Origin of the sequence: Amycolatopsis sp. 195334CR (genome assembly GCF_017309385.1) — a bacterium.
Lineage (GTDB): Bacteria > Actinomycetota > Actinomycetes > Mycobacteriales > Pseudonocardiaceae > Amycolatopsis.
In genome coordinates, this window is the sequence record NZ_JAFJMJ010000001.1 from 2,453,792 (window position 1) to 2,466,381 (window position 12,590).

At 72.0% G+C, this 12,590-nt stretch carries 7 protein-coding genes; all 7 read right to left on the reverse strand.

Annotated features, from left to right (window positions below; genetic code table 11):
• Positions 1-50: 50 nt before the first annotated feature.
• Positions 51-1,967 carry a TNT domain-containing protein gene (locus tag JYK18_RS47505; protein WP_206802158.1) on the reverse strand — a complete coding sequence of 639 codons (1,917 nt, stop codon included), beginning with the start codon at positions 1,965-1,967 and terminating at the stop codon, positions 51-53.
• Between the two features lie 84 nt (positions 1,968-2,051).
• Positions 2,052-5,693 carry an ADP-ribosylglycohydrolase family protein gene (locus tag JYK18_RS46615; RefSeq protein ID WP_242579070.1) on the reverse strand — a complete coding sequence of 1,214 codons (3,642 nt, stop codon included), beginning with the start codon at positions 5,691-5,693 and terminating at the stop codon, positions 2,052-2,054.
• A gap of 3 nt (positions 5,694-5,696) precedes the next feature.
• Positions 5,697-7,763: a YrhB domain-containing protein gene (locus JYK18_RS12010; RefSeq protein ID WP_206802159.1), complete on the reverse strand. Its 2,067-nt coding sequence runs from the start codon at positions 7,761-7,763 to the stop codon at positions 5,697-5,699.
• Entirely contained in the window at positions 7,736-9,859 is a 2,124-nt protein-coding gene (locus tag JYK18_RS12015) for a YrhB domain-containing protein (RefSeq protein ID WP_206802160.1), read from the reverse strand. The genes JYK18_RS12010 and JYK18_RS12015 overlap by 28 nt, the downstream gene beginning before the upstream one ends.
• A gap of 2 nt (positions 9,860-9,861) precedes the next feature.
• On the reverse strand, positions 9,862-11,637 hold the full coding sequence (locus tag JYK18_RS12020; protein WP_206802161.1) for a TNT domain-containing protein: 1,776 nt from the start codon (positions 11,635-11,637) through the stop codon (positions 9,862-9,864).
• A 67-nt stretch (positions 11,638-11,704) separates the two neighbouring features.
• Positions 11,705-12,139 carry a hypothetical protein gene (locus tag JYK18_RS12025; protein ID WP_206802162.1) on the reverse strand — a complete coding sequence of 145 codons (435 nt, stop codon included), beginning with the start codon at positions 12,137-12,139 and terminating at the stop codon, positions 11,705-11,707.
• A 9-nt stretch (positions 12,140-12,148) separates the two neighbouring features.
• On the reverse strand, positions 12,149-12,589 hold the full coding sequence (locus JYK18_RS12030) for a hypothetical protein (protein ID WP_206802163.1): 441 nt from the start codon (positions 12,587-12,589) through the stop codon (positions 12,149-12,151).
• Position 12,590: the final 1 nt, after the last annotated feature.

The window sequence follows — 12,590 nt, forward strand, 5'->3', positions numbered from 1 at the left end:
CTGTCTCGGGTGTAATACGGCGTATTACGCCCGAGACAGGGTCGTGAAATTCAGGCGCTGACCTTCTCCATCGCCTTGGTCTCCACGTGCTGGCCGAGCGGGCGCGGCAGCAGGTACGCGATCGCGCCGCCGGGCAGCGCGCCCCACGGCACGGTGATCCCGGTGAGCACGCGCAGCGGCCGGTGCAGCACGTAGATGTGCTGCTCGCGCTCGCGTTCGAAGGCGAGCGAGGTCTCCGGGAACCGGACGTGCTCCGGGTGCACCAGGTTGCCCGCCTCGTTGCCGAAGCGCTGGACCACGGTCCCGGCGGGCAGCACCACCATGCGCTTGGCGCGGAAGAAGTTCAGCGGCGGCTCGCCCCGCAGCGGCAAGATCGGCCAGTCCGTCGGGTGGCCGGACTCGGCCTCCTCCGGCTCCCGCGCCAGCGCCGGGTAGAGCACCATCGTGCCGACCAGGTGCCGGGCGGCGTCCTGCACGTGGTCGAACGGCACCGGGTCCACCGGTTCGCCGCCCTCGAACCGCGCGACCTCCCAACGGCCGCCGATCCGGCGGAGGCACCAGGCACCGTCGGCGGGTTCGCCGATCCGGTAGCGCGAGGCGGGCACGCCCAGCTCGGCGAGCCTGCGGTGCAGCACCTCGAGCACTTCGGCGGCCCGCAGCTTCGGCAGGCCGTCGCCGTCGCGCTCGCCGCGGGCGTGCTGGTCAGGGCCGGGCAGGTCCTCTTCGGACTGCGGCGGGTACGGCTTGCCCAGCACCTCGGCTTCGGCGGTGTGACGCAGTTTGTCCGGCACGTACGGCGACCGGTGCAGGTTCGCCCGGATGTGGTCGACCAGCTCGGGCTCCGGCGGCACCCCGTACTTGCGCAGGTAGTGCGGTACGGCGGCGGGCCAGATCCAGGTGCCGTCGGTGTGGAAGGCGTCCGGCACGTCGGGGCGGCCGTGCGGGGAGAACACGTCGGGCAGCGGCACCGGGCGGCCCGAGGCCACCGGCGACCGGTAGAGGTAGTCGAGCACGCGGCGGACCTCGTCCGGCGGCAGCGGTGGCCGGTTGACCACCGGCTTCTCGCCCTCGGTGTGGCTGTCCACCACCTTCGCCTGGCGGAACACCACGTCCAGCGGCAGGCCCGCCTTCGCGGCCAGCCAGTCCGGGACGTGCTTGCGGTCGCGCGGGAACAGCTCCAGCTCGGCCTGGTAGGCACGCGCGCCGGGGCGCCCGCCTTCGCCGGGGGCCAGGCGCCAGTGCGGTTCGGCGTCCACGTCGAAGTCGAAATCGAAGTTCGAGGTGGAGTCCAGGGTGAAGGTGCCCTCGAACCAGGTGCCGGTCGACGGCTGGTACATCGCCGACCGCAACAGGCTGAACAACTGCCCCAGCTCGGCCGGCGGCGACAGCGAGACGACCAGGTCACCGGCGACCGCGCGGACCTCCAGTTCGGCGTACCCGCCGACCTGGCGCAGTTGGGCGCCGACGCGCTCCCAGCCGTCCGGGAGGACCTTGAGCATGGTGCGGCCGATGCCACGGAGCAGGGCGTTCGCGTCGCCGGTGCCGCGTTCCGGGCGCGGGGCGTCGGCGGCGATGAAGTCGTGGCGTTCCTGCCAGAGCGCCTCGATCTCCTCGGGCTCGGCGGTGGTGGTGAAGTCGGTCAGGCCCAGCTCGCGGGCGCGGTCCTCGTCCTGGCCGGTCCACCGCAGCGTCAGCGCCTCGCCGTTCTGCGGGGCGACGCGGAAGATCTCGTCGGCGAACAGGCAGTGGGTCTGCACGCTGAACGTGCTCGCGGCCTCGGCCTCGGGCACCACCTTCGCCGGGCGGCCGTTCCACTCGGTGTCGAAGTCGGCCGGCGCTTCCTCCCCCGGTTGCGCGACCAGCAGCACGGTGCCGTCCGCGGTCGAGCGCTGGGCCCGGAACACCCCACCGTGCCACACCGCGTAGAGCGAGTCCGGCCGCTCAGCGGCGTCTATTCGGTAGCGCACGCCTCTGTCCCCCTTGTGTCCCCTCGGTGAGATCCGAGTCAAATCTAGTCGGCCGCCCGTCGCGTGTTCCACGTGGAACCATGATCACGAGTTCGGGTACTTCAGCTCCCAGAGCGAATGCGCCGGCGGCTCCGGGCCGAACTCGGCGAGGGCGTCCGCGACCAGTTCCTCGATCGCGCCCCGCAGCTCCAGGTGCTCCAGCCAACTCGGGCGGAGGTGCGACGGGCCGTACAGCGCGCCGGCGATGTTGCCGCAGATGGCGCCGGTGGAATCGCTGTCCCCGCTGTGGTTGACCGCGGCGAGCAGGGCGTCGTCGAGGTTGTCGGTGGCCAGTGCGACGTAGACGGCGATGGCCAGCGCGCTCTCGCCGATCCAGCCGCCGCCGTCGATCGTGGCGATCTTCTCCGGCGTCGGCGGGCCCTGCTCGGCCAGCCGGACCCCGGTCCGCAGCGCCGTGGTGGTCTCCTCGTGGTGCTGCCAGCGGGACAGCTGCCGGAACGCCTCCTCCACCGCGCTCGGCAGGGACCCGCCGTCGATCAGGTGCCGCACGATCACCGCCAGCGCGCCCGCCGACAGGTACCCGGTGGGGTGGCTGTGCGACAGCGCCGCGGCCATCGCGCCGACGCTGAACACCACGCCCGGATCGCCCGGCCAGAGCGCGGCCGGGGCCGTCCGCATCACCCCGCCGCAGCCCTTGGACGTGTTGAGCTGGTGGGTGAACGTGCCCATCCGGCCGTTGTTGCCGTACGACATCAACGCGGTCAGGCAGGTCTTGCCGGGGGCGCGGCGGCTGAACAGCTCGCGGTGCGTGATGAGCCAGCCGTCCGGTTCGAGGCTGGGGTTGTGCGGGCCGCGGCAGTCCTCCCAGGCGAGGTCCTGGGTGTGCAGCCAGCGCTGGTAGGCGCTCTGCACGAAGTGCTCCAGCCCGGTCTGCCCGCCCCGGCGCAGGTGCGCGTGGCCGCGGATGAGCCCTTCCAGGGTGAACAGGGTCATCTGGGTGTCGTCGGTGATCTTGCCGAGGCCGCCGAACGCGGGGACCAGATCGGTGATGCCGTCGGGGCCGCGCAGCTCGCGGATGATGTCGATCGGCTCGAACTCGTCGGCGGCGCCGAGGGCGTCACCGATCGCGCCGGCCAGGATGCTGCCGAGGAAGCGCTGGTCGCGAGTGGGCTTCGGGGTGCGTTCGGGCTGGATCTCGGGCTGGATTTCGGGCAGTGCCAAGAAGTCGGTCGCGGGTAGCTGTGGCGGCGGCGCCGTCGCGGGGCGGAGGGTGGTCGGGTACTTCTGGCCCCAGATCGGCGGTTCGGGCCCGAACTCGGCGAGGGCGTCGGCGATCAGGCCCTCGATGACCTCCCGCAGTTCCAGCTGCTCCAGCCAGCTCGCGCGGATCGCGTCCGGGCCGTACAGCGCGCCGACGATGTTGCCGCAGACCGCGCCGGTCGAATCGCTGTCGCCGTCGTGGTTGACCGCGGCGAGCAGGGCTTCGTCGAGGCTGTCGGTGGCCAGCGCGACGTAGACGGCGATGGCCAGCGCGCTTTCCCCGGTCCAGCCGCCGCCGTCGATGGCGGCGATCTTCTCCGGGGTCACCGGGCCCTGGTGCGAGAGCTTGATCGCCACGTCCAGCGCGGCCAGCGTCTCGCTGTCGTCGGTGCCCTTCAGCCGGGTGATCGCCTGGTCCACCGCGTCCGGCAGGGAACCGCCGTCGAGCAGGTGGGCCACGATCACCGCCAGCGCGCCCGCCGAGAAGTACCCGGTCGGGTGGCTGTGCGTGATCATCGCGCTGAACACGCCGGTCTCGAAGACGTCCGGCCACAGCGCGGCCGGCGCCGCGCGCATCACGCCGCCGCAGCCCTTCGAGTCGTTCAGGCTGTGCGTGAGCGTGCCGCCCTGACCGGTGGCGCCGAACTCCTTCAGCGCGTTGTAGCAGGTCGCGCCGGGGGCACGGCGGTCGAAGAGGTCGCGGTTGGTGATCAGCCAGCCGTCCGGGCCGTCGGTCTTGTTCTCCGGGCCGCGCGACTTGAGCCACGAGACGCCCTGCGTGTGCAGCCACCGCTGGTAGGCGTCCTGCATGAAGTGCTCGCGGCCGCGCTGACCGCCCGCGCGCTGGTGCGCGTGCGCGCGGATCAGACCTTCGAGGGTGAACAGGGTCATCTGGGTGTCGTCGGTGATCCGGCCGAGGCCGCCGAACGCGGGCACCAGGTCGGTGATGCCGTCGGGACCGTGGAGCTGGCGGATGCGCTCCATCGGGTCGAACTCGCGGGCCGCGCCGAGCGCGTCGCCGACGGCGCCGGCGAGAATGCTGCCGCGGAACCGTTCTTCCCTGGTCAATGCCGGTGGCGGGATGGTCTCCGGGGTCTCGGTTTCCAGCGCGGCGAGCAGCGAGGTCCGCGCGCGGTGTTCCTGCGGTTCGGCGGGGCCGGTTTCGGGTGCTTCGACGGCCGGGACCGACGGTGGGTAGCGCGGTCCCCACTCCGGTGGCTCGGCACCGAACTCGGCGAGCGCGTCGTCGGCGATCTGCTCGATGACGTCCCGCAGTTCCAGCTGGTCCAGCCAGTTCGGGCGCAACTGCTCGGGGCCGTAGAGGGCGCCGACGAGGTTGCCGCAAATCGAAGCCGTCGAGTCGCTGTCGCCGCCGTGGTTCACCGAGACCAGCAGGGCGTCGTTCGGGTTGTCGGTGACCAGCGCGGCGTACAGCGCGATCGAGAGCGCGGTCTCGCCGACGCCGCCACCACCGAGGGTCGCGGTCTTCTCCGGGGTCGGCTCACCGCGGGCGGCGAGCGCGATCGCCGCGTCGATGGCGGCCGAGGTCTCCTCGTGGCCCTTCCAGCCGACGAGCAGTTCCCGGGCGGAGGCCAGCGCGGCGTCCAGGCTCGCACCGCGGACCAGCTGGTGCACCATCGCCGCGAACGTGCCGGCGGGCAGGTAGCCGCTCGGGTGGCTGTGGGTCAGCGCCGCGCTCATCACGCCGATCTCGAAGGCGTCGGCGGGATCGTCCGACCAGATCGCCGCGGGCGCCGCGCGCATCACGCCGCCGCAGCCCTTCGACTCGTTCAGCGGGCGCTCGACCGTGCCCATCGGCACCCCCGAGCCGTAGCCCTTGAGCGCGAAGAAGCAGGTCTGCCCGGGGGCGCGGCGGTGGTGCAGCGGTTCGTGGGTGATCAGCCAGCCGTCCGGCTGCTCGCTGACGTCCTGCGGTCCGCGTGCCTTGTCCCACGGCACGCCCTGCGTGTGCAGCCAGCGCTGGTAGGCCAGTTGCAGGCCGTACCGGAGATCGGTCTCGCCGGTGTGCCGCTGCTCGGCGTGCGCGCGGATCAGCGCTTCGAGGGTGAACAGCGTCATCTGCGTGTCGTCGGTGATCATCCCGATGCCGTGGTAAGCCGGGATGAAGTCGAGGATGCCGTCCGGGCCGGTCATCGCGCGGACGCGTTCCATCGACTTCGACTCGATCGGCGCGCCGAGCGCGTCCCCGACCGCCCCGGCGAGCAGGCTGCCGCGCCAGCGCCGGGGATCGACGCCGCCGGTCGGTTCCGGCGTCCAGTCGGCGACCGGTTCCGGTGTCCAGTCGGCGACCGGGTTCCGGGTCAGGAAGCGGCGGCCGCGGGCGTCGGTGCCGACGAAGAGCTCCACCCGTTCCACGCGGACCGCGTCACCGGGAGCCGCCGCCTGCTGGCGGCGCACCAATCGCGCCAGCACCGACAGTTCGTCGTCGCTGAGCCACTCGTCCATGCGCTACCCCCGCGGGTATCTGGCTTCCCACTCCCCCTGCGCCGACGGCTCGCGTGCCACGCCGAAGCGGTGGAAGTGGTAGAAGGCGTCCCCGGCGACGTTGTCCACCAGGCCCAGCTGCGGCAGCCGCGCCACCCACTGCTGGGGCAGGCCGGGCACGCCGCGCTGCGCGCCGACCAGCATCCCGGTCAGCGCGGCGGTGACCGCCGAACTGCCGGACGAGTTCGCGGCCAGCAGGATCGCGCCGCCCGGGTCGTGCCCGCGCTTGGCCGCGGCGAAGAACGCCCGCAGCAGCACCGAACGCGGCGACCGGCCGTCACCGATCGATTCGAGCTGGGCGGTTTCGTCACCGGACCAGTCGTCACGCAGCTTGATCACCGTGGCGAGCTCGGCCCGCAGCGAATCGTGCTCCGGCAACGAGTTCCGGATCTCGCCGAGGAGCGCGTAGACCGGCTTGGCCAGCTGGTCCGGCAGGCCCTCGGCCGGGCTGAGCACGCCCCACAGCACGCGGACCAGCAGATCGGCGCATTCGGTGAGGTCCGGGCCCGCCGCCGCGCCGATCAGCTCGTGCGCGATGGCCTGCGAGTACGCCACGTCGATGCCCTCGACCGGGGTGCCACCGGCGACGGTCGCCGCCAGTGCGGGGGCGAGCAGCGCGGCGAACTCGGCCGGCGCCGGGCCGGTGCCCGCGGTCGCCTCGTTCAGCCAGCTCTCCGGCCTGCCGACGCGCGGCAGCGACGCGGGGACCTCGGCGGTGTCGTTCACCGGCGGCAGGCCGCGGATCACCGCTTCGGTCTGGAACAGCAGCTGCCGGGTGAGGCCGCCGCGCTCCAGCTCACCGCCGGTCCAGCTGCCGTGCTGGTCGGCCTGCGCGCCGATCGAGTCGCCCAGCGCGAAGCCGACGTAGGCGCCGGCCACCCGGTTCCAGCGGAAGTTGCTGCCCTGCTGGGTGGAGATCCGCTTGAAGAACTTGCCGAAGTGCCACGGCTGCGGGGACGGCGTGCCGTCGGTGGCGCGGTGCTCGACAAAACCGGCCGCCCACAGGTCGTCCGGCCAGCTCACCGTCGCGCCGGTGACCGGAGCGCGCAGGTTGCGGAACCACCACGCGTACGCCCGCGCGTACTGGAGGCATTCCGCCTCGGTCAGCAGGTAGCCGTACTGCCGGGCCTGCTCGGCGGCGAACGGCAGGTGCCCGGTCAGGTAGCGCGGCGGGTCGACGCCGAACTCGGCGACCAGCGCGTCCACCGTCTCGACGACCTTCGCGGTGTATTCGGCGGGCGCGCCGGGCACCGGCTCGGGGCCCTGGTCGTCGCCCAGTTCGGGCAGCACGTGGTGGCGCACCAGCTCGGCGCTGTACGTGCCGGGGTCGAGCAGCACCGAACCGCCGCCGCCCTGCTCCTGGAACAGCCGCCGCAGCGTTTTGCGCGTCCACGACTTCACCTCGGCGGGCACGCGCACCGGCGAGGTGTACGCGGTGTTGTCGCCGACGTCGAGCACCTCGCACTCGGTGAGGTGGCGGTAGTAGGTCTGGTCGTCGAGCCAGCCGACCGAGCGGTACTGCCAGAGCTTCTCGGCGTTCGTGAGCGGTACCGGGAAGCCCATCTTCAGCGGCCCGACCTGGTAAGCCGGGTTCGGCTGGACGGCGCCGTCGGCCGATTCGCGGCGCAGGATCGCCTTCTCCGGCGGCGCCAGCTTCGGGAACGCGGCCTGGTCGAAGTCGGAATCCACGACCGGCGTCCAGGTGGACGGGCCCTCGTCGGCGACGGCCCTCGGCGGGTTCGGCACGGCCATCGCGGCCGCGTTGTGCCGCACCTCGCCGCCGTCGTCCGGCACGAAGAGCACCGGGGTCGGGAACAGACCCTTGCTGATGTCGCTGCCGTCGAGGAAAGCGGCCGCGTTGTAGGGCACGTTCCAGCCGTCGCCGTTGCGGACGACGTACTCGCTGCGCACACGCAGCGCGTCGCCGCCGTCCTGGTCGCGCAGCCACGCCTCGACGCGGCCGATCGCCTGCTCTCGCGTGCTCTGGGTCATCTCGTTGGTGCTCACGATCGCGGGTACCGCCTCGCCCATCCTGAAGTGCTCTCGAATACCGGGCTGTACTGGTCGAAGTGCCAGAAGGCGTCGCTCGCCAGGTGCTCCACCAGGTACCGCGAGCGCAGGCGCGACACCCAGGGCAGCCCGGGCAGGCCGACGCGCGCCCCGATCAGCGCCCCGGCCAGCGCGCCGGTGAGCGGGCGCCTGCCGTCGTGCGTCACCGACCGGTGCAGCGCCAGGTCCGGGTAGTTCTCGTAGCCGCTGACCGCGCTGAGCACCTCGGACAGCACGGTGGCGGTGTCCGTTCCCGGCCCGAAGCCGGATGGCTTGGGCAGCAGCGGGATCTTCGACGTCGCGTCCATCGTCATCAGGCCCCGGTTCACGGCGTGCCGCAGCGCGTCCCAGGAGTTCCCGGTGAACAGCGCGCGCGCCGAGGTGACCGGCGGGCACACCTTGTCCTTGGTGAGCAACCGGTCGAACAGGGTGGCCAGGAAGGCGGCCGCCTCGATGTCGAACTCCGAGCCGTGAGTCAGCGCGGCGAGTTGCCGGGCCGCGCCGGCGACCCCGCCGGTGATTCCTTCGCCCGCGTAGCCGTTGGTGAGCGCGGCGGGCAGCGCGACCAGCAGCGCGCCCGGGCCCTTCGCGGTGCCCGGCCGTTCCTGCGCCAGGTCGCGGAGGGCGGCGAGCTCACCGGCGTCCGGTTCGGTCTTGGTCCGCAGCTCGGGCACCTGGGCCAGCCAGCCGTCGACCGGACCCGGCACCGGTTCGCCCTGCGTGTGCAGCCAGCGCAGCAGGCCGCGAGCCGCCGCGACGGCGAACTGGCCCTCCTGCTCCGGGTCCTCGCGGTGCGGGCTGCGGATGATGCCTTCGGTGAGGAACAGCAGCTGCTGGGTCAGCGGGCCCAGCGGCACGTCCTCGCCGAGCGTGCCGTGGATGCCCAGCGCCTCGCCGACGGCGAACCCGGCGTACGCGCCGGTGATCCGGTGCCAGCCGTGCTTGAACCCGGGATTGCCCTGCTCGAAGTACTTGCCGAAGGTGTTCAGCCGCGGCACGGCCTCGCCGTTGTCGCCGTAACCCGGTTGCAGGCCGTTCGACGCCAGGTCAACCGGCCAGCGGCCACCGTCGTCGAGCCGGACGCGCTCGCGCCAGGTCCGCCCGAGCACGGTCAGCCGGATCTCTTCGTCGGTCAGGTCGTACCCGTTGCGGCGGGCCCAGTCGACCGCGTGCGTCGGCGGGGAGACCGGCGTCGGCAGGGCGATCTTCGCGGCGGCCTCGGCGGCGAAGGTCTTGATCTCCTGGCTGGCGGCCAGTCCGGTGAGCTTCTTGTCCACGGTCTGCTTGAACCGCGGGTAGGTGGCCAGGATCGCGGTCAGCTCGGCGCCGGTGACCTGCTGGCGGTACTGCGGTCCGCCGTCGAGGTTCAGGTTCGGCGCGGGGTCCAGCTTCATCAGCGTGGCCAGGTCGACGTGCCACCAGCGGTGCGCGTGCTCCGGCAGGTGGCGCGGGTCGCTGTACGTGAGCAGCCGGTGTTCGCGCTGGTCATAGGCGGTGCGCGGGACGCGGTCGTTGTCCGCGATCGGGATGAACACCTCGGTGCTGACCAGGCCGATCAGGAAGCGCTCGCGGTCCAGCCAGCCGGCGTCGTGGAAGGCGAGCAGGTACTCCAGCGGGTTGCGCGGGCGTTCGCGGCCCAGCCGTAGCGGACCCGGCAGGTAGTCCGGGTTCTCGCGTTCCTCGTCGCCGTCGGAGCCGTCCGGCAGGACCTGCTGCCAGCCACCGACCGCGGCCAGCGGCACGCCGAGGTGGCTGAGCCCGGAATCGCGGAACTCCCGGTCGACGATCTCCTTCCAGTGCTCCCGGCCGGGGTAGCGCGCGGGGATGCTCAGCCCGCCGGGGTGCGGCGCGGCCTGGCGCACCTGCCCGTCCGGCTCGCGCACCACCATGTTCGGCGGCGGGAAGATCTCCTTGCCCGCGTCGCCCCCGTCCAGGTAGGCCACCGCGTTGTAGGGCACCGACCAGCCCTCGGGCACCCGGCGCACCTTGTCCGTGTCGACCCGGACCGTGCGCTGGTCCGGCCCGTGCACGGCACGAAGCCAGTCCTCGACCCTGGCTACCGCTTCAGCCGCTTCCACGCTCAGACCGTTCCTTCCAGACTTCCGTCACTGGTGTGCTCGGTGATCGTCCTGGGGAGAACGTAGGCGATCGCTCCCCCGGGCAGGTTCGCCCAGGGCACGGTGATCCCGGTGATCACGTACAGCGGGCGGGCCAGCCGATACCGGCGTTCCGCGCTTTCCCGCTCCAGCGGCAGGGAGGTGGTGGGGAAACGCACCCCGGTGTGGTGCACCAGGTTGCCGTGTTCGTCACCGAAACGCACGACAACCGTACCCGTGGCGAGGCGGATCAGGCGCTTGTTCCGCAACAACGTCAGCGGCGGTTCGCCGTCGACCGGCTGGATCGGCCAGTCGGCGAGCTCGCGCGCGGTCTCCAGCGGGCTCTCTGCCCCCGCGGTGATGCGCGCGGGGTGCAACAGCACCGCGCCGAGCAACTGCTGCGCGGCGCTTTCCACCCGGCTGAAGTACACCGGGTCGACCGGCTCGCCGCCCTGGTAGCGAGCCACTTCCCAGCCCTGCTCGGTGTGCTTGAGGCTCCACGCGTCGTCCACGGATTCACCCAGTCGGTAGGCGTTCGGCCAGGCGCCGGCCTCGTCGAGGCGGGCGCGCAGCGTCGCCAGCGTCTCGGCGCCGTCCAGCTCGGGGCCGACCTGGGTTTCCAGCTCGGCGGCCAGGTCGCCGGTGCTCGGCTCGAACTGCTCGGGGTCCGGTTTCGGCCGCGGCTCACCGAGCAGGTCGGCGGCGGCGGTCAGCCGGTGCAGGCGGTCCACGTGCGGGGTCTGGTACCGCTGCGCGCGGATGTGCTCGACCAGCTCCTGGTCCGGGGGTGTGCCGTGCTTGCGGAGGTAGTGCGCCGCCGACGCGTGCCAGATCCACCGGCCGTCGGTGTGGTAGCGCTCCGGCACGTCCGGCTCACCGTCCGGGGCGAAGATGTCCGGGCCCGGCTGGTCGCCGATCAGCACCACCGGCGAGCGCTCGAGGTAGTGCAGGACCGCGAGCGTCTCCTCCTCGGGCAGCGCGGGGCGGTCGACCACCGGACGCTCACCGGGGATGTAGGCGTCGACGATCCGCGCGTGCTGGAAGCGCACGGCGAGGGGTAGGCCCGCCTTCTCGCGCAGCCACCGCGGCAGGTGCTCGTCCTCGCGGGGGAACTCCTCGAGCTCCTTGGCGAAGGCGGTGCGGGTGGGCAGCCCGGGCCGGTCCGGCGGGCGCTTCCACTCCGGCGGGCTGAGCAGGTCGAAGTCGAAGTCGAACTGGTTGCCGCGCAGGGTGTACCGCGCCTGCAACCAGGCCCCGACGCCCTTCTCGTACATCCCGGCGCGCAGTTCGGAGAGCAGCTCCCCGACCGCGGGGGGCGCGGACCAGAAGAGGGTGCCGTTGTCGTCGGTGGAGCTGACCTCGACCTCGGTGTACCCGCCGAGCTGGCGGAAGTCGACGGTGACCGTGCCGTGCTCGGGGCGCAGCGGGACCAACGCGCGCCCGAGGTCGATGAGCAGCTTGCCGCGCTCGTCCTCGGACAGCGGCTGGGCGGGCGGGGTGGCGGCGGAGCTGTTCACGTCGATGCGGACCTGCCACAACGCGGTCAGCTGCTCGGGCGTCGCCTTGTCGATATAGCCACCCGCGTCGCCTTCGGGAATGCCCAGCTCGGCCGCGCGCTCGGCGTCGTCCTTGCTCCACGACAGCAGGAAGTGCGGGGCGGTGAAGCCCGCCACCTGGAACTCCTCGTCCTTGTAGGTGGCGAACGCCTGCAACCAGGCCCGGCCGGCCAGGCCCTGGTGCAGCTCATGCGGCTGGGTCATGCGGTGTTCCTCGAGGCTGGAGAGCTGTCCGTACCTTCCCATGATTCGAGGTCGCCGTGTGGCGCCTTCACACATTCCCGCGGCGCACCGAGAACCCAGGAGGCTCCCCAGCCGCCCGCCGGGCTAGTTCGTCCTCCCACATGGCGAAGGTCCGCCGTCGCAACGACCGGATCAGCGCGCGTTCCTGGTCGGTGAACCGCCGGTTCTCCGCGTCCTTCTGCGCGAACAACGCGTCGATCGTGTCGTACAGCTCGAAGATCGGCCCCTCGCCCGTCAGCGTGTACGCCCGCAGTATCTCGGTCTCCTCGATGAAGTCGGCTTCGGTGAGCGTGCAGATGTCGCTGTCCGAGGTGGCGCCGACGACCTTCGAGATCGGTCCGTTGGCCGGGTCGAACTCGCCGGTGTCCAGATTGAGCAGCCACCCTCGGCGCCCGTCCGCGGTCCATTCGATCTTGAACGTCCGGCCGAAGTACTCGTAGTAGCGCGGTGGCGGGGTGTTCACGAGCCCTCATCAGCGCCTGCGGCGAACCGTGAAACTCGGCGGCTCGCCAGCCGCCCGCCGGGCGAGTTCTTCTTCCCACATGGCGAAGGTCCGGCGTCGCAACGAGTTGATGTGTGCCATTTCCTCGTCGGTGAGGCGCCGGTTCTCCGCCCGCCGCTGCCTGTGCATCGCGTGGATGTTCTCGTAGAGCTCGAAGATCGGTCCATCGCCGGTGAGGTGGTCCGCCCGGATGCGTTCGGTCCGCTCGATGAACCGTTCCCGGCTGAGCGAGTGGATGTCGCTGTCGGAGGTCGCGCCGCGGACCGCGTCGATCGGCCGGTCGTCGCGGTCGAACTCGCCGGTGTCCCAGTTGAGCAGGTAGCCGGCTTCCTCGCCGTCGGGTGTCGCGTCCAGCACGAAGGTCCGGCCGAAGTACAGGTGGTACCACGGCGCGTCGATGGGCGCTCTCATG

Coding starts and splice junctions, on each gene's coding strand:
- JYK18_RS46615 (WP_242579070.1), bottom strand. CDS start 5,693: ATGGACGAGTGGCTCAGCGACGACGAACTGTCGGTGCTGGCGCGATTG.
- JYK18_RS12010 (WP_206802159.1), bottom strand. CDS start 7,763: ATGGGCGAGGCGGTACCCGCGATCGTGAGCACCAACGAGATGACCCAG.
- JYK18_RS12020 (WP_206802161.1), bottom strand. CDS start 11,637: ATGACCCAGCCGCATGAGCTGCACCAGGGCCTGGCCGGCCGGGCCTGG.
- JYK18_RS12030 (WP_206802163.1), bottom strand. CDS start 12,589: ATGAGAGCGCCCATCGACGCGCCGTGGTACCACCTGTACTTCGGCCGG.